The sequence below is a fragment of the Pseudomonas sp. BIOMIG1BAC genome (genome assembly GCF_001705995.2).
Lineage (GTDB): Bacteria > Pseudomonadota > Gammaproteobacteria > Pseudomonadales > Pseudomonadaceae > Aquipseudomonas > Aquipseudomonas sessilinigenes.
On record NZ_CP049045.1, the window covers coordinates 5,746,343 to 5,764,668 of the forward strand.

The following is an 18,326-nucleotide window of genomic DNA, read 5'->3' on the forward strand; positions in this document are numbered from 1 at the left end:
TTATGCTTGATTCTATTTTAGTTACTGGTGGCGCAGGCTACATTGGCTCTCATGTAGTCGTTACTTTACTGCAGTCGGGGTATAACGTTATTGTATTGGATAACTTGTGCAATAGTTCAGCCATATCATTAGATCGAGCCTACCAGATAACCGGGCGAAAGCCAGTTTTTGTGAAAGGTGACGTTCGCGATAGAGAGCTATTGGACAAGTTACTTACACAGTACCAAATTTCGAGCGTACTGCACTTTGCGGGGCTTAAGGCCGTAGGTGAAAGCACACACGAACCACTAAAATATTATGACAACAATGTTGTAGGAAGTATCGAGCTTTGCCAGGCCATGGCTTCAGCTGGAGTTTTCAAACTAGTCTTCAGCTCATCGGCCACCGTGTATGGGGAACCCGAGCAAATGCCTATCAGTGAGAGCTTCGCGACAGGAGCACCAACCAACCCTTACGGGCGCTCGAAGCTAATGACTGAACAGGTTCTCATGGACTTAGCTTCTGCGGATCCACGTTGGAGCATTGCATTGTTGCGCTACTTCAATCCTGTTGGCGCACACCCGACGGGATTAATAGGCGAAGATCCTAATGGAGTACCAAACAACTTGCTACCTTACATCAGCCAAGTTGCAATAGGAAAACTCAAGGAACTTACAGTTTTTGGATCAGATTACCCCACAAAGGATGGCACAGGTGTGCGTGACTATATTCATGTGGTTGACTTAGCCGACGGACACTTGAAGGCCTTGCAAGCTATCAATAGTAAACAAGGACTCAATATCTGGAACTTGGGAACAGGTAGGGGGTATAGTGTTCTTGAAATGGTTCGAGCTTTCGAACAGGCTAGTAATCAGGTCATTGCTTATCGTATGGCACCACGCCGCCCTGGAGATATTGCAGAATGCTGGGCTGCCCCGGCTAAAGCCGAACAGGAACTTGGCTGGAAAGCTGAACGGACTCTGAACGACATGATGACTGACACTTGGCGGTGGCAGTCTTTAAATCCTAACGGTTACACTGAATAAAGATTATGTAAGAGTAAATCCCGTTTTCGCAAAATGCCCAATGCAGTACATTGGGCATTTTCATTGTGGCCCAATATGTAAGGCTCACTTCCTGTGTTCATTCCTGCGCCTGAGCTTCCTCATACGAAATCTATATCAAAACGGCAGGAGCTCCTCCGTTTTAGGCTGCTGCTCCCATTAGAAGAAGCACTAAATGAGCATGCTATATCTTTTCTTTTTCATTGAATTAATACACAAGGACTATGGGTTTAAACTTTATCAATTTTTTGCCAAACCTCCCTTGCCATATAGTACTACCAGTGCCGGTCGATATTTCCTCATATAAAACCAATGAAAACGCCATCACTATCTGAGCGTTATTCTGGGCCTTTAAACGTTTTCGTCACTGGATGAGTGTTCTGAGCGCTTTACATTGCAACCGTGAGGCCGCCTCAAGCTGAAAAGGAACTGGAAGTTGCGCCTGCTATTCTGCAACAGAGCACAAGGCAATGCACATCCAGGTGAAATATGAAGTCATTGGTTCAAAAAATAATTACTTAAAAAAGATGCAACGAAGGCAAGCTACGCATAGCGCCCCTTCAAACTAAAGCGCTGCCTACTCCTCATCCTCATTGACCCGATCACGCAGTTCTTTTCCCGGTTTAAAGTGAGGAACAAATTTTCCATCAAGGCTGACAGATTGCCCAGTCTTGGGGTTACGACCTACACGAGGAGCGCGGTAGTGTAATGAGAAACTGCCAAAGCCACGAATTTCGATTCGATCACCAGTGGCCAGGCACTGGGACATTTGCTCAAGCATGGTTTTGATGGCCAGCTCAACGTCTTTGGATGAGAGAAGCCCTTGATGGGTGACAATTCGCTCGATCAACTCCGACTTCGTCATATTTTTCCCTTCTTTTTCAAGCAGCTAGGAAAAGCACACCGAAGGTTTTAGCATGACCAGATTAATTTGAACAGCCCAGGATCGACTTATCTTCGATAAAGAGGACTTACCTGTAGAGCTGTAGTCAGTCCAGAACCAGTTTTTCTACGAGCCAACACTGGAGAAATATCGCAACCTGAAAGAGATACAACAACCGCCACAGCATTGAGCCGTGCATCCCTCCAAAAAATCCATTTAGCCCTGAAAATAGATTTACCCCGGCACACTACTGCTTACGTCGCTACCAAGCCTGTAGTCCTCTGTAGCAAGGGATTTAGGGCAGGCCCATTCAGGACGAAAAAAAAGCACAAAAAAAGGGCGACCGAAGTCGCCCTTTTTATGGTCAAGTAGAACTTAGTTCTGCTTTTCCATTTGTGCACGCAGCAGGTCACCCAGAGTGGTAGGACCAGCAGCGATATCCGAAGTAGCTGGCTTGTCGCGCAGGCTTTGGATAGCTTCTTTCTCGTCTTCAACGTCTTTCGACTTGATCGAGAGCTGGATTACACGGCTCTTACGGTCAACGCTGATGATCTTGGCTTCAACTTCTTCGCCTTCCTTCAGGACGTTACGCGCATCTTCAATGCGGTCACGGCTGATTTCAGAGGCTTTCAGAGTAGCTTCGATATCGTTGGCCAGGGTGATGATGGCGCCTTTGGCGTCAACTTCTTTCACAACACCCTTAACGATTGCGCCTTTATCGTTCTCTTGTACGTACTCGGAGAACGGATCGCTTTCCAGCTGCTTGATACCCAGGGAAATGCGCTCACGCTCTGGGTCAACAGACAGGATGACGGTGTCCAGCTCGTCGCCCTTCTTGAAGCGACGTACGGCTTCTTCGCCCACTTCGTTCCAGGAGATGTCGGACAGGTGAACCAGACCGTCGATGCCGCCGTCCAGACCAATGAAGATACCGAAATCGGTGATCGACTTGATGGTGCCGGAGATCTTGTCGCCCTTGTTGAACTGGCCAGAGAAGTCTTCCCATGGGTTGGACTTGCACTGCTTGATGCCGAGGGAGATACGACGACGCTCTTCGTCGATGTCCAGAACCATAACTTCCACTTCGTCGCCGACTTGTACGACTTTCGAAGGGTGGATGTTCTTGTTGGTCCAGTCCATTTCCGAAACGTGTACCAGGCCTTCAACGCCCTCTTCCAGCTCAGCGAAGCAGCCGTAGTCGGTCAGGTTGGTTACACGAGCGGTAACGCGGGTGCTTTCTGGGTAACGAGCCTTGATGGCAACCCACGGATCTTCGCCCAGTTGCTTCAGGCCCAGGGAAACACGATTGCGCTCGCGATCGTACTTCAGAACCTTGACATCGATCTCGTCGCCAACGTTGACGATTTCGGATGGGTGCTTGATGCGCTTCCAAGCCATGTCGGTGATGTGCAGCAGGCCGTCGACGCCGCCCAGATCAACGAATGCACCGTAGTCGGTGAGGTTCTTGACGATACCTTTGACTTGCTGGCCTTCCTGCAGGGATTCCAGCAGAGCTTCACGCTCAGCGGAGTTCTCGGCTTCGAGGACGCTACGACGGGAAACGACAACGTTGTTGCGCTTCTGGTCAAGTTTGATGACTTTAAACTCGAGCTCTTTGCCTTCCAGGTGCGTGGTATCGCGCACTGGACGGACATCAACCAGAGAACCTGGCAGGAACGCACGGATGCCGTTAACGTCGACAGTGAAGCCGCCCTTAACCTTACCGTTGATAACGCCCTTGACCACTTCTTCGGCTGCGAAGGCTGCTTCCAGAACGATCCAGCATTCAGCGCGCTTGGCTTTTTCACGGGAGAGCTTGGTTTCACCAAAGCCGTCTTCAACCGAATCCAGAGCAACGTGAACTTCATCACCAACATTGATGGACAGGTCGCCAGCATCGTTGTAGAACTGCTCAAGCGGGATCAGCGCTTCAGACTTCAGACCAGCGTGTACGGTTACCCAACGCGCTTGGTAGTCGATGTCGACGATAACACCGGTGATGATGGAGCCTGCCTGAAGGTTCAGGGTTTTTAGGCTTTCTTCAAAGAGTTCCGCAAAGCTTTCGCTCATTTTAATTCCTGTTGATGAGGGCGAAGAATCCGCCCATCTGCCACATTCCAGACAATGTGGGTTACGTTCATATAAAAGAAAGATCGCAGGACTATGACTGGTCCCCCGCGACCTTCCTTGTTCACCCGGCGATATCGCGAATAGCGATTTCGCTCAAGATGCGTTGCAACACCTGATCGATGGATAACTCCGTGGAGTCCAGCTGAATAGCGTCCACCGCTGGTTTAAGCGGGGCCACGGCTCGCTGGGTGTCGCGCTCATCGCGCTCACGAATCTCATCTAGCAGACTCGACAGACTAACACCATCGACTTTTCCCTTCAACTGCAAGTAGCGGCGGCGTGCACGCTCCTCGGCACTGGCCGTCAGGAAAATCTTCAATGGCGCATCGGGAAACACCACCGTTCCCATGTCACGTCCATCGGCCACCAGCCCCGGCAGTTCGCGAAAAGCCCGTTGCCGCTGCAACAGCGCCTCGCGTACCGCTGGTAGAGCCGCAACCTGAGAAGCCCAGGCACCGACCTGCTCATTACGCAGGTCGTCGGTCACATCGTCGCCTTCCAGGATGATCCGTTGCGGATGGCTTTCGGTCGCACCAAGAAACTGAACGTCCAGGTGAGCCGCCAACAGCTTCAACGACTCTTCATTGGTCAGGTCGACCCCATGATTACGCGCAGCGAACGCCAACAATCGATACAAGGCACCAGAATCCAGCAGGCACCAGCCCAAATGCTCGGCCAGCTTGCCAGCGATGGTGCCCTTGCCCGAACCGCTAGGCCCATCGATGGTAATTACAGGGGCCTTGCTCATCACGACTGGGCCTCTTGCGCGACACGAATACCAACCTCGGCGCAAAGCGCGAGGAAGTTAGGGAAAGAAGTGGAGACGTTGGCGCAATCATGGATGCGAATTGGCGCGTTGGCACGCAGCGAGGCCACACTGAACGCCATGGCAATTCGGTGATCGCCATGACCATGGACTTCACCGCCGCCAATCTGGCCACCATCGATGATAATGCCATCCGGCGTCGGTTCGCATTTGACGCCCAGCGTGAGCAAGCCGTCGGCCATGACCTGGATACGATCGGACTCCTTGACCCGCAGCTCCTCAGCCCCACGCAACACCGTGCGCCCTTCGGCACAGGCGGCCGCGACGAACAGTACCGGGAACTCGTCGATCGCCAGCGGGACCAATTCCTCCGGAATCTCGATCCCCTTGAGCTTGGCTGCGCGCACATGCAAGTCTGCAACCGGTTCGCCACCCACTTCACGCTGGTTTTCCAGGCGAATGTCGGCCCCCATCAAGCGCAGGATGTCGATGACTCCGGTACGAGTCGGGTTGATCCCCACATGCTCCAGCACCAGTTCGGAGCCCTCGGCGATCGAAGCGGCCACCAGGAAGAAGGCCGCGGAGGAGATATCCGCCGGCACCTCGATATGGGTAGCCTTAAGCTTGCCACCGGAGGCCACCGAGGCGGTCGCCCCTTCGACATCCACCGAATAACCGAAGCCGCGCAGCATGCGCTCGGTATGGTCGCGAGTCGGCGCTGGCTCGGTCACAGTGGTCTTGCCTTCGGCATACAGCCCCGCCAATAGCAGGCAGGATTTCACCTGGGCGCTGGCCATCGGCAAGGTGTAGGTCAAGCCCTTGAGCTTGTGCCCGCCACGAATCACCATCGGAGGACGACCTTCGGCCGCCGTCTCGATTACCGCACCCATTTCCCGCAACGGGTTGGCCACACGATTCATCGGACGCTTGGACAGCGACGGGTCGCCAGTCAGGGTGCTATCGAATGTTTGCGCCGCCAACAAACCGGAAAGCAGGCGCATCGATGTACCGGAGTTACCCAGGTAGATCGGCCCTGGCGCTGGCTTCAAGCCATGCAGGCCAACGCCGTGGATGGTCACTCGGCCGTGATGCGGGCCTTCGATAACCACGCCCATGTCGCGAAAAGCCTGCAGCGTGGCCAGAGCATCTTCACCTTCGAGGAAACCCTCGACTTCAGTGGTGCCCTCGGCCAAGGAGCCGAGCATGATCGAGCGATGGGAAATCGATTTGTCACCTGGTACGCGAATCCGCCCACTCAGGCGGCCACCAGGATTTGCCAGGAAAATCATATCGTTGGAGTTCATAGCGTCCACATAGGCCCGACGGGCCAGGATTTTGCCGAAATGCTCGCGGGCTACCCGGGCGCGAGTGAATACGCCCAACAGCTGGTGCCCGTCCCCTGTATCGACCGCGTCGCGCAAGGCGTCGAGGTCATTGCGAAATGTATCGAGTGTGCGCAGGACCGCTTCGCGATTAGCGAGAAAGATGTCGTGCCACATGACCGGGTCACTGCCGGCGATTCTGGTGAAATCGCGGAACCCGCCGGCAGCGTAACGGAAGATGTCGAGATTTTCACTGCGCTTGGCCAGCGAGTCGACCAGGCCAAATGCCAGCAAATGCGGCAGATGGCTGGTTGCAGCCAGAACTTCGTCATGACGCTGGACCTGCATATGTTCGACATCTGCCCCCAATTCACGCCACAGCCCATCGACCAGAGCCAGCGCCAGCGGATCGGTCTGCGCCAGCGGCGTCAGGATTACCTTGTGCCGACGAAACAGCTGAGCATTGGAAGCCTCGACACCGCTTTGCTCGGAACCGGCGATCGGGTGCCCGGGCACAAAACGCGCAGGCATGCCGCCAAAGGCCTCGGTAGCCGCCCGCACCACATTACCCTTGGCACTGCCGACATCGGTCAGCACCGCCCGCCCCAGGTCCATGCCAGCCAGCTTGCCCAGCAGCTTCTCCATGGCCAGGATCGGCACTGCCAGTTGAATGACATCGGCCCCCTGGCAAGCCAGGGCGAGGTCTTCCTCACAGCGGTCCACCACCCCCAGCTCGACCGCCAACCGACGGGACTGGGGATCCAGGTCGACACCAACAACTTCGCGGCACATGCCACTTTCACGCAAGCCCTTGGCAAACGAGCCGCCAATCAAGCCGAGGCCAATCACCACCAGGCGACCGATCATAGGTACAGCAGATTGCATTGGAATGACATCAACCACGGGCCATGACCTTGGCCAGGGCCTCAAGGAAGCGAGTATTTTCCGCTGGCAGGCCAATGGTCACCCGCAGGTGGTTGGGCATCCCGTAATTGGCCACAGGACGCACGATCACACCCTCACGCAACAACCCTTGGAACACCGGGGCCGCCTCGCGTCCCAGGTCCACGGCGACGAAGTTGCCCTTGGACGCAATCCAGCTCAGCCCCAGGTCACGGAACCCCGCCTGCAGCTGATGCATGCCGGCCTCGTTCAAGCGACGACTTTCAGCCAGGTACTCCTCGTCTTGCAGCGCCGCGCAAGCCGCCGCCAGGGCGAGGCTATTGACGTTGAAGGGCTGACGCACCCGATTGAGCACATCCGCCACAACTGCGGTCGAGAGCCCATAGCCGACCCGCAGGGCCGCAAGGCCATAGGCCTTGGAGAAGGTCCGCGACACCAGCAGGTTCGGGTAAGCCGCCAGGAAATCCAGTCCATCGGGCAAGTCACTGCCCTCGGCGTATTCGATATAGGCCTCGTCCAGCACCACCAGCACATGGGCCGGCACATCCTGGAGAAACTCGTCCAGGGACTCGGCATCGAACCAAGTCCCCGTCGGGTTGTTGGGGTTGGCAATGAACACCACCCGGGTTTGCCCATCGATAGCCCTGAGCATGGCGGGCAGGTCGTGCCCCCAGTCCTTGGCCGGGACCACCTTCGCCTGGGCACCCACCGCCTGGGTGACAATCGGGTAGACAGCAAAAGCATGCTCGCTGAATACCGCGTTCAGGCCCGGGGCCAGGTAGGCGCGAGCGACCAGTTCGAGAATGTCGTTGGAGCCATTGCCCAGGGTCACCTGCTCGACCTCGATACCGCAGCGCTGGGCCAACAGGGACTTGAGAGCGAAACCGTTGCCATCCGGATAGCGGGTCAGCTCGGCCAGCTCCTCGCGGATCGCAGCCAGGGCCTTGGGACTGGCACCCAGCGGGTTCTCGTTGCTCGCCAGCTTGACGATGGTCGCCGGATCGATATCCAGCTCACGGGCCAGTTCGTCCACGGGCTTGCCCGGAACGTACGGCGAAAGTTGTTGCACGCCTGGCTGCGCCAGGGCGAGGAAGTCGCCACTCATTGTTTAAGCCTCAGAGAACCGCTTTCGGGTAGGAACCCAGCACCTTGAGTGCCACTGCTTCCTGACTGATCTTCTCCAGCACACCCTTGACCAGCGGGTCGCGGTGGTGGCCGACGAAGTCGATGAAGAACACATAGGTCCATTTGCCGCTACGCGAAGGACGGGTCTCGATTCGCGTCAGGTCGATACCGTTGTCGTGAAACGGCACCAGCAGCTCGTGCAATGCACCCGGCTTGTTGCTCATGGAGACGATGATCGATGTCTTGTCGTCGCCAGTCGGCGGCACCTCCTGGCTACCGATCATCAGAAAGCGCGTGGAGTTGTCCGGACGATCCTCGATCTTCTCGGCCAGACGAGTCAGGCCGTAAAGGCTCGCCGCCATGTCACCGGCGATCGCCGCCGAGTTCCATTCGCCCTTGACTCGCTTGGCCGCCTCGGCGTTGCTCGATACCGCCACACGCTCGACATTCGGATAGTGCGAGTCCAGCCACTTGCGGCACTGGGCCAGGGACTGGGCATGGGAGTAGATACGACTGATGCTGTCGGTCTTGGTGTTCTCGCCCACCAGAAGGTGATGGTGGATACGCAACTCCACCTCACCGCAAATCACCATGTCATGCTCGAGGAAGCTATCGAGCGTGTGGTTAACCGCGCCTTCGGTGGAGTTTTCCACAGGCACCACGCCAAAGTTGACGGCACCAGCCGCCACCTCGCGAAACACTTCGTCGATCGCAGCCATCGGCTTGCTGATCACCGCATGGCCGAAGTGCTTCATCGCCGCCGCCTGGGTAAAGGTCCCCTCAGGACCGAGGTACGCCACTTTCAGCGGCTGCTCGAGCGCCAGGCAAGAAGACATGATTTCACGGAACAGCCGCGCCATTTCTTCGTTGTCCAGCGGGCCCTGGTTACGCTCCATCACCCGCTTGAGAACCTGGGCCTCGCGCTCGGGACGATAAAACACCGGGGACTCGCCTTCCGTCAGGGTAGCCATCTTGACCCGGGCGACTTCCTGGGCGCACCGCGCACGCTCACTGATCAGCTCCAGGACCTTTTCGTCCAGGGCATCAATGCGCAGGCGCAAGGCCTTGAGTTCTTGCTCAGACATCAGCCATGTTCCTTCTCGAACTCCGCCATGTAGGTCACCAGCGCGTTGACCGCATTGATGTCCACGGCGTTGTAGATGGAAGCCCGCATGCCACCCACCGAGCGATGGCCCTTGAGGTTCAACAGGCCACGCGCGTCCGCGCCGGCGAGGAACGGCTTGTCCAGGCGGTCATCGGCCAGGCGGAACGGTACGTTCATCCACGAACGATCGGCCTTGTTGATCGGGTTGCTGTACAGGCCGCTGGCATCGATGAAGTCGTACAGGGTGCGCTGCTTGACGTCATTGAGCTTGGCAATGGCCTGCACCCCACCCTGCTCCTTGAGCCATTCGAATACCAGGCCGGACAGGTACCAGGCCAGGGTCGGCGGAGTGTTGTACATCGAACCGTTATCCGCCGCGACCTTGTAATCGAGCATGGTCGGGCACAACGGCCGGGCACGTCCCAGCAAGTCTTCACGAATGATGTTCACCAGGATGCCGCTAGGGCCGATGTTCTTCTGCGCACCGGCATAGATCATGCCGAAGCGAGAGATATCCACAGGACGCGAGAGGATGTCGGAGGACATGTCGGCCACCAACGGAACCTCACCGGTTTCTGGAATCCAGCTGAACTCCAGGCCACCGATGGTTTCGTTCGGCGCGTAATGCACATAGGCCGCATCTTTCGACAACTGCCACTCGTCCTGCCCCGGAATCGAGAAGTAATCGTAGGGCTTGGCGCTGGCCGCCACATTCACCTGGCCATAGCGAGAGGCTTCCTCGATGGCTTTCTGCGACCAGATGCCGGTGTCGACATAGTCGGCCTTGCCGCCTTCAGGCAACAGGTTCAGGGGAATCTGGGCAAACTGCTGGCTGGCGCCGCCTTGCAGAAACAGCACTTTATAGTTCGAGGGGATATCCAGCAGGTCACGCAGGTCCTGCTCGGCCTTGGTGGCGATGGAGACGAACTCATCGCTGCGATGGCTCATCTCCATGACCGACAGGCCCTTGCCATGCCAATCCAGCAATTCGGCCTGGGCACGCAACAGGACAGCTTCAGGTAGCGCAGCGGGACCTGCGCAGAAGTTATAGGCTCGTTTGCTCACATCCACTCTCGCTATGCATTCACGGTAGCGGACAGAGCAAACACTCTGCCCTGCTACGATTTATTTAGTCTTGCGACTCTTCTTCGGCTGCGGCACCTGCCTGGCCATCGCTGGCCTCATCCGACTCGGCTGCCGTACGCTGCGCAGCTTCCTCGAAGTCACCGCCCTCCTCGCCTTCCAGCTCGTCACCCTCGATTTCCGAAGGTTCCTGCACGCGCTCAAGGCCTACCAGGGTCTCGTCGTTGGCCAGCTTGATCAGGGTCACGCCTTGGGTATTACGGCCCAGGCTCGACACTTCGTCGACACGGGTACGCACGAGGGTACCCTGATCGGAAATCAGCATGATCTCCTCTCCGTCCAGCACCTGCACCGCACCGACCAGACGACCGTTACGCTCGTTGCTGACCATGGCGATAACGCCCTGCCCGCCACGCTTGTACTCGGGGAACTCGGTGATGGCGGTACGCTTGCCGAAACCACGCTCGGAAGCGGTCAGGATCTGGCTGCCCTCTTCCGGAATCAACATGGAGATCAACTTCTGGCCTTCTGCCAGGCGCATGCCGCGTACGCCGCGAGCGGTACGCCCCATGGCGCGGACATCGGACTCCTTGAAGCGCGTTACCTTGCCGCCGTCGGAGAACAGCATGACTTCACGCTCGCCATCGGTGATCGCAGCGCTGATCAACACATCGCCCTCGTCCAGTTCCAGGGCAATCAAGCCGACGCTGCGTTGACGACTGAAGGACTCAAGCGGTGTCTTCTTCACCGTACCGTTAGCGGTAGCCATGAAGATGTAATGACCTTGGGTGTACTCCTCCACCGGCAACATGGTGGTGATGTACTCGCCATCGTCCAATGGCAGCAGGTTCACCAACGGACGGCCACGAGCCGCGCGGGAGGCTTCTGGGATCTCGTAGGTCTTGAGCCAGTACACCTTGCCCTTGCTGGAGAACAGCAACAGCGTGGTATGGCTGTTGGCGACCAGCAAGTGAGCGATGTAGTCCTCATCCTTGACGCCAGTGGCCGACTTGCCCTTGCCACCACGGCGCTGGGCCTGGTAGGCCGCCAACGGCTGGGTCTTGGCATAGCCGCCGTGGGAAATGGTCACCACGCGCTCTTCTTCCGGAATCATGTCGCCCAGGGTCAGGTCGAGGCGCGCATCGAGAATCTCGGTGCGGCGCACATCGCCGTACTCGGCGCGAATCACTTCCAGTTCCTCACGGATCACTTCCATCAAGCGCGTAGCGCTGTTGAGGATGCGGATCAGCTCGCCGATCTGATTGAGGATCTCCTGGTACTCGGCCAGCAGCTTCTCATGCTCCAGGCCAGTCAGGCGGTGCAAGCGCAACTCCAGGATGGCTTGCGCCTGCTCCGGGGACAGGAAGTACTTGCCATCGCGCAGGCCATACTGCGGGTCGAGGTTTTCCGGACGGCACGAGTCCGCGCCAGCACGCTCCACCATGGTCATTACCGCACTCGACTCCCAAGGCGTGCTGACCAGCGCTTCCTTGGCTTCCGACGGCGTCGGCGACGCCTTGATCAGGGCAATGACCGGATCGATGTTGGACAGGGCAACCGCCTGGCCTTCGAGGATATGGCCACGCTCACGGGCCTTGCGCAGCTCGAATACGGTACGCCGGGTGACCACTTCGCGACGATGGCGGACGAACGCTTCCAGCAGATCCTTCAAGTTGAGGATCCGCGGACGGCCATCGATCAGCGCAACGATGTTGATACCGAACACGCTCTGCAGCTGGGTCTGGGCGTAGAGGTTATTGAGGACCACCTCCGGAACTTCGCCACGACGCAACTCGATCACCACGCGCATACCGTCCTTGTCGGACTCATCGCGCAACTCGGTGATGCCTTCGAGCTTCTTCTCCTTGACCAGCTCGGCGATCTTCTCGATCAAGCGTGCCTTGTTGAGCTGATAAGGCAGTTCGGTAATGACGATCTGCTGGCGACCGCCGACCTTGTCGATGTCCTCGACAGTCGAGCGGGCGCGCATGTAGATACGGCCGCGACCGGTGCGATAGGCCTCGATGATGCCTTCGCGACCGTTGATGATCGCCGCGGTCGGGAAATCCGGCCCCGGGATGTACTGCATCAGGTCATCGACCGTCAGCTCGGGGTTATCGATCAGCGCCAGGCAGCCGTCGATGACTTCGCCGAGGTTGTGCGGCGGAATGTTGGTCGCCATGCCCACGGCGATGCCGCTGGAGCCGTTGACCAACAGGTTGGGGATCTTGGTCGGCATGACCGCGGGGATCAGTTCGGTGCCGTCGTAGTTCGGCACCCAGTCCACGGTTTCCTTGTGCAGGTCGGCCAGCAGCTCGTGCGCCAGCTTGGTCATGCGCACTTCGGTGTATCGCATGGCCGCCGCGTTGTCGCCGTCCACCGAACCGAAGTTGCCCTGGCCGTCTACCAGCAGGTAGCGCAGGGAGAATGGCTGGGCCATGCGGACAATGGTGTCGTATACAGCGGTATCGCCGTGCGGGTGATACTTACCGATCACGTCACCGACCACACGGGCAGATTTCTTGTACGGCTTGTTCCAGTCGTTACCGAGCTCGCTCATCGCGTACAGCACACGCCGGTGCACGGGCTTCAAGCCATCGCGCGCATCAGGCAGTGCCCGCCCGACGATTACGCTCATTGCGTAGTCGAGGTAGGACTGTTTCAGCTCGTCTTCGATATTGACCGGTAGGATTTCTTTGGCCAGTTCGCCCATGAGAAGCCTGATTCCTTTTTCTGGTGAAACTTCGCCACATCCAGACAGGACGAACGAAGCTCGCCGCTGCAGGCCTAGTGCCATGCACCGACTTACGACAAATCAACAAGTTATGCCATGGATTTGCGCAGTAGAGGCGGTCGCGTCGAACCGCCTTGGAAACCGCCGGATGTTATCACAATCGCCGCCACGCACCTATCCCCCTGATGCGCATGGAGCATAGTTAGTTGACCGGTGACCGCCTGATAAGGGACGACAGGCGCTCAGAGACCCAACTCGCCCCTATTCATGAGGTTTTTTACCCACCTGGCAGCTATTCCCACGAGCCTGAATCGACCACCTGGCTCCCAGGTCTCAATGCAAGCGCTTGCGGCACATCAACTGGGCCAGCTTGGCCGCATCCGGACGCTCGACTACGCCCTTTTCAGTGACGATCGCGTCGATCAGGTCCGCAGGTGTAACGTCGAACACCGGATTGAAGACCTCGACTTCAGGCCCCACCCGCTTGCCATCCAGCTCTAGCAGCTCCCGGGCATCGCGCTCCTCGAGGACGATGTCTTCGCCACTGGCCAGCCCCATGTCGATGCTCGAACTGGGCGCCACCACCATGAAGCGCACACCGTGATGCATGGCATTGACCGCCAGCTGGTAGGTACCGATCTTGCTGGCCACATCTCCGTTGGCAGCGATCCGGTCAGCACCGACGATCATCCAGGTCGGCCCCTTGGTCTTCATGATATGTGCCGCGGCGGAATCAGCATTCAAGGTCACGGCAATACCGTCGCCGGCCAGCTCCCAGGCCGTCAAGCGCGAGCCTTGCAGCCCAGGCCGGGTTTCATTGACATACACCCGCTCCACCATGCCTTCCAGCCACGCCGCGCGAATCACCCCCAGGGCCGTACCAAAACCACCCGTGGCAAGGCCTCCGGCATTGCTGTGGGTCAACAGCGCCTGGGGATTGCCCTGGTGCCTGCGAATCAGCTCGACCCCAAACTGGGCCATGGTCAGGTTCGCCTCGCGATCACTTTCATGAATCTCCAGGGCTTCCTGCTCCAGGGCCGCCACTGGGTCGGCACACTCCTTGACCCGCTCCAGGCGCTCGCTCATGCGATTCACCGCCCAGGAGAGGTTGAACCCGGTAGGGCGTACGTCGGCCAACCGCTGGAAATCCGCCTGCGAGGCCGTGACCCAATCGCCACCCGCGGCAAAACGCGCCCTGGCCGCCAGAACCGCGCCATAGGCCGCGCTGATGCCAATGGCCGGCGCGCCGCGCACCGCCATCGAGCCGATGGCCTCGATCACTGCGCCGACGCTGTCGCAGGCGATCCAGCGCTCCTCAAGAGGCAAGGCTCGCTGATCGAGCAGATACAGGGTGCCATCTCGCCAAGCAATGGCCTTCACCTTCTCCGCAGCCAACAGACGATCGCGCATCCCTCACCCCGTACTCATGACAAAAGCCGCCGATTATAGCGATCCCCCCGCGAAGACGCTCGGGTATACTTCGCCATCCTTCTATTCGCAAAGCCCTGGACCGATCCTCGATGCCGAACCGTGAAACCGCGCTCGACCTTCTGCTGCTGCCCACCTGGCTGGTGCCCGTGGAGCCAGCTGGCGTCGTGCTCAAGGAACATGGCCTGGGCATCCGCGATGGTCGCATCGCCTTCATCGGCCCACGCAGCGCAGCCCTGAAGCAGCAGGCCAGCGAAGTGCGCGAACTCCCGGGCATGCTGCTCAGCCCAGGACTGGTCAATGCCCACGGGCATGCGGCCATGACCCTGTTTCGCGGCCTGGCCGACGACCTGCCATTGATGACCTGGCTGGAGAAGCACATCTGGCCCGCCGAAGCCAAATGGGTCGATGAGAGCTTCGTCCACGACGGCACGGACCTGGCGATCGCCGAACAGATAAAAGGCGGCATCACCTGCTTCTCCGACATGTACTTCTTTCCCAAGGTTGCCAGCGAACGCGTCCATAACAGCGGCATCCGCGCCCAGATCGCCATCCCCGTGCTGGACTTCCCGATCCCCGGCGCCCATGACGCCGACGAAGCCATTCGCCAGGGCGTGGAACTGTTCGCCGACCTCAAGCACCACCCTCGCATCAGGATCACCTTCGGCCCTCATGCCCCCTACACCGTCGGCGATGAGAATCTGGAGAAAGTCCGGATGATCGCCGAGGAACTCGACGCCTCGATCCACATGCATGTGCATGAAACCGCGTTCGAAGTGCAGCAGGCCATGGAGCAGCGCGGCGAACGGCCATTGGCCCGCCTTGCCCGCTTGGGACTCCTGGGACCACGCTTCCAGGCCGTTCACATGACTCAAATCAGCGATGAGGACCTGGCTTTACTGGTAGAAACCAATACCAGTGTGATTCATTGCCCAGAATCAAACCTGAAACTGGCCAGCGGCTTCTGCCCGGTGGAGCGCCTGTGGCAAGCCGGGGTCAATGTCGCTGTCGGCACCGACGGCGCCGCCAGCAACAACGACCTCGACCTGCTGGGCGAAACCCGCACAGCGGCGCTGCTGGCCAAGGCCGTATCGGGTTCGGCAACGGCCCTGGACGCCCATCGCGCCCTGCGCATGGCGACCCTCAACGGTGCCAGGGCCATGGGCCTGGAGACCGAGGTGGGCTCCCTGGAAATCGGCAAGGCCGCGGATCTGGTGGCATTCGACCTCTCCGGCCTGGCCCAGCAACCGATCTACGACCCGGTGTCGCAACTGATCTACGCCACCGGTCGCGATTGCGTAGCGCACCTGTGGGTAGCCGGCAAGCAGCTGCTGGATGACCGGCAACTGACTCGGATGGATGAGCGACAACTTGGCGAAACCGCCCGCAGCTGGGGCCAACGCATCGGCGGACACGCCCAATAACCCCGGCCTTGAGCTGAAGCTTGAGGCCATACAAAGATTTTTTAGCTTTGGAGCATTACCCATGAGCAACGTCGACCACGCCGAAATCGCCAAGTTCGAAGCCCTGGCCCATCGCTGGTGGGATCGCGAAAGCGAGTTCAAGCCCCTGCACGACATCAACCCACTGCGAGTCAACTGGATCGACGAACGCGTCAACCTGGCCGGCAAGAAGGTCCTGGACGTCGGCTGCGGCGGCGGCATCCTCAGCGAAGCCATGGCCCAGCGCGGCGCTACAGTCACCGGCATCGACATGGGCGAAGCCCCGCTGGCAGTCGCCCAACTGCACCAGCTGGAGTCCGGCGTCAACGTCGAATACCGGCAGATCACCGCCGAGGCCCTGGCCGAGGAAATGCCTGGAGCGTTCGACGTCGTCACCTGCCTGGAGATGCTCGAACACGTTCCCGACCCATCATCGGTGATTCGCGCGTGCTTTCGCATGGTCAAGCCTGGCGGCCAGGTGTTCTTCTCCACCATCAACCGCAACCCCAAGGCCTACCTGTTCGCCATCGTCGGCGCCGAATACATCATGAAGCTGCTGCCTCGCGGCACCCACGACTTCAAGAAATTCATCCGCCCTTCCGAACTGGGTGCCTGGAGCCGCTCCGCCGGCCTGACCGTCAAGGACATCATCGGCCTGACCTACAACCCACTGACCAAGCACTACAAGCTGGCAGCGGACGTGGACGTCAACTACATGATCCAGACTTTGCGAGAGGAGTAAGACATGGCCATCAGAGCCGTTCTTTTCGACATGGATGGCACGCTGCTCGATACCGCACCGGATTTCATCGCCGTTTGCCAGGGCATGCGCCGCGACCGCGGCTTACCGCCCATCGCCGACCAGCACATCCGTGACGAGATTTCCGGCGGAGCCCGGGCCATGGTTGCCGTGACCTTCTCCATGGACCCGCAATCCCCGGGTTTCGAGGAGCTGCGCCAGGAGTTTCTCGAGCGCTACCTGGAGAACTGCGCCGTGCATAGCCGGCTCTTCGATGGCATGGGCGAGCTGCTGGAAGACATCGAACGAGCGAACCTGACGTGGGGCGTGGTCACCAACAAGCCCCTGCGTTTCGCCGAGCCAATCATGCAGCAGCTGGGACTGGCCGAGCGCTCGGCCCTGCTGATCTGCCCGGATCACGTGAAAAACAGCAAGCCGGACCCCGAACCACTGACCCTTGCCTGCAAGATGCTTGACCTGGACCCGTCCACCGTCCTGTTCGTCGGCGATGACCTGCGGGACATCGAGTCGGGTCGCGATGCTGGCACCAAGACCGCTGCCGTGACCTATGGCTACATCCACCCGGACGACAACCCCCGGCACTGGGGCGCCGACGTGGTGGTCAACCACCCACTGGAACTGCGCCAGGTCCTGGATAACGCATTGTGCAGCTGCTGAGCCGCACGTCCGGCCGAACGCCGGGAACGCTCCAATTTCTGTTGAGGTCCCTTTATGTTTGACTACTCCGCTCGCCCCGAACTGCTCAAGGACCGGATCATCCTGGTCACCGGCGCCGGCCGCGGCATCGGTGCCGCCGCCGCCAAGACCTACGCCGCCCATGGCGCTACCGTCCTCTTGCTCGGCAAGACCGAAGCCAACCTGACCGAGGTCTACGACGCCATCGAGGCCGCCGGGCACCCGCAACCGGCCGTGATCCCATTCAACCTGGAAACTGCCCTGCCGCATCAGTACGACGAACTGGCAGCCATGATCGAAGCCGAGTTCGGCCACCTCGACGGCCTGCTGCACAATGCGTCGATCATCGGTCCGCGTACCCCGCTGGAACAGTTGTCCGGGGAAAACTTCATGCGAGTCATGCAAGTCAACGTCAACGCCACATTCATGCTGACCAGCACATTGCTGCCACTGCTCAAGCTGTCCCAGGACGCCTCGGTGGTCTTCACCTCCAGCAGCGTGGGTCGCAAGGGCCGTGCCTACTGGGGCGCCTATGGCGTATCCAAGTTCGCCACCGAGGGCCTGATGCAGACCCTGGCCGACGAACTGGACACCGTGGCGCCGGTACGTGCCAACAGCATCAACCCAGGCGCGACCCGGACCAGCATGCGGGCCCAGGCCTACCCGGGCGAGAACCCCAGCAAGAACCCGATGCCCGAAGAAATCATGCCGGTCTACCTGTACCTGATGGGCCCGGACAGCACCGGCATCAATGGCCAGGCTTTCGACGCACAATAACGCCCCACCGTTCGTCGCGACGGAATACCGTCGCGACTCCTCGATAAAGCCCGCGTCCTGCGAGGTTTTAGCCAAACAAATGTCATCTACGGTGACAGCATTTTTCAGCTGCAATTCAAGCATTTGAATTCAAAAGAGTTTTACTCATCT

The 18,326-nt window shown here is 58.9% G+C and carries 14 protein-coding genes; 5 read left to right on the forward strand and 9 right to left on the reverse strand.

The genetic code is table 11. The annotated features are described in order from the left end of the window. The first annotated feature begins 2 nt into the window (after positions 1–2). Complete coding sequence (gene galE / locus ATY02_RS26475) at positions 3–1,025, forward strand: UDP-glucose 4-epimerase GalE (RefSeq protein WP_068587691.1); 1,023 nt, start codon at positions 3–5, stop codon at positions 1,023–1,025. 595 nt (positions 1,026–1,620) lie between these two features. Here the strand turns inward: galE and ihfB are convergent. The 9 genes from ihfB to mtnA form a co-directional block, all read right to left on the reverse strand. Further along, on the reverse strand, positions 1,621–1,908 hold the full coding sequence (ihfB, locus tag ATY02_RS26480) for an integration host factor subunit beta (protein ID WP_068587689.1): 288 nt from the start codon (positions 1,906–1,908) through the stop codon (positions 1,621–1,623). A 393-nt stretch (positions 1,909–2,301) separates the two neighbouring features. Continuing rightward, positions 2,302–3,996: a 30S ribosomal protein S1 gene (gene rpsA, locus ATY02_RS26485; protein ID WP_068587686.1), complete on the reverse strand. Its 1,695-nt coding sequence runs from the start codon at positions 3,994–3,996 to the stop codon at positions 2,302–2,304. A gap of 121 nt (positions 3,997–4,117) precedes the next feature. After that, the gene (gene cmk, locus ATY02_RS26490) at positions 4,118–4,804 is read right to left on the reverse strand and encodes a (d)CMP kinase (RefSeq protein WP_068587685.1); all 687 of its coding nucleotides are present in this window, start codon (positions 4,802–4,804) and stop codon (positions 4,118–4,120) included. Continuing rightward, positions 4,804–7,011, reverse strand: coding sequence for a bifunctional prephenate dehydrogenase/3-phosphoshikimate 1-carboxyvinyltransferase (locus tag ATY02_RS26495; protein ID WP_068587683.1), 2,208 nt, complete (start codon positions 7,009–7,011; stop codon positions 4,804–4,806). Before ATY02_RS26495 ends, cmk begins: the two co-directional genes overlap by 1 nt. Positions 7,012–7,039: 28 nt before the next feature. Then, entirely contained in the window at positions 7,040–8,152 is a 1,113-nt protein-coding gene (gene hisC / locus ATY02_RS26500) for a histidinol-phosphate transaminase (protein ID WP_068587682.1), read from the reverse strand. A 10-nt stretch (positions 8,153–8,162) separates the two neighbouring features. After that, positions 8,163–9,257, reverse strand: coding sequence for a prephenate dehydratase (pheA, locus tag ATY02_RS26505; protein WP_068587680.1), 1,095 nt, complete (start codon positions 9,255–9,257; stop codon positions 8,163–8,165). Beyond that, entirely contained in the window at positions 9,257–10,342 is a 1,086-nt protein-coding gene (gene serC / locus ATY02_RS26510; RefSeq protein ID WP_068587706.1) for a 3-phosphoserine/phosphohydroxythreonine transaminase, read from the reverse strand. The genes pheA and serC overlap by 1 nt, the downstream gene beginning before the upstream one ends. A 64-nt stretch (positions 10,343–10,406) precedes the next feature. Beyond that, positions 10,407–13,073 carry a DNA gyrase subunit A gene (gene gyrA / locus ATY02_RS26515; RefSeq protein WP_068587678.1) on the reverse strand — a complete coding sequence of 889 codons (2,667 nt, stop codon included), beginning with the start codon at positions 13,071–13,073 and terminating at the stop codon, positions 10,407–10,409. A gap of 354 nt (positions 13,074–13,427) precedes the next feature. Further along, positions 13,428–14,504, reverse strand: a complete 1,077-nt coding sequence (gene mtnA, locus ATY02_RS26520; protein WP_068587676.1) for an S-methyl-5-thioribose-1-phosphate isomerase — start codon at positions 14,502–14,504, stop codon at positions 13,428–13,430. Between the two features lie 110 nt (positions 14,505–14,614). Here mtnA and ATY02_RS26525 point away from each other — a divergent pair, with 110 nt between their 5' ends. The 4 genes from ATY02_RS26525 to ATY02_RS26540 all read left to right on the forward strand — a co-directional run bounded on the left by ATY02_RS26525 (position 14,615) and on the right by ATY02_RS26540 (position 18,176). Further along, on the forward strand, positions 14,615–15,946 hold the full coding sequence (locus ATY02_RS26525; protein ID WP_068587675.1) for a TRZ/ATZ family hydrolase: 1,332 nt from the start codon (positions 14,615–14,617) through the stop codon (positions 15,944–15,946). Positions 15,947–16,007: 61 nt separating this feature from the next. Beyond that, positions 16,008–16,706 carry a bifunctional 2-polyprenyl-6-hydroxyphenol methylase/3-demethylubiquinol 3-O-methyltransferase UbiG gene (ubiG, locus tag ATY02_RS26530; RefSeq protein WP_068587673.1) on the forward strand — a complete coding sequence of 233 codons (699 nt, stop codon included), beginning with the start codon at positions 16,008–16,010 and terminating at the stop codon, positions 16,704–16,706. Between the two features lie 3 nt (positions 16,707–16,709). Further along, positions 16,710–17,381, forward strand: a complete 672-nt coding sequence (mupP, locus tag ATY02_RS26535; protein WP_068587672.1) for an N-acetylmuramic acid 6-phosphate phosphatase MupP — start codon at positions 16,710–16,712, stop codon at positions 17,379–17,381. Positions 17,382–17,435: 54 nt separating this feature from the next. Further along, positions 17,436–18,176 carry a YciK family oxidoreductase gene (locus ATY02_RS26540; protein WP_068587670.1) on the forward strand — a complete coding sequence of 247 codons (741 nt, stop codon included), beginning with the start codon at positions 17,436–17,438 and terminating at the stop codon, positions 18,174–18,176. Positions 18,177–18,326: the final 150 nt, after the last annotated feature.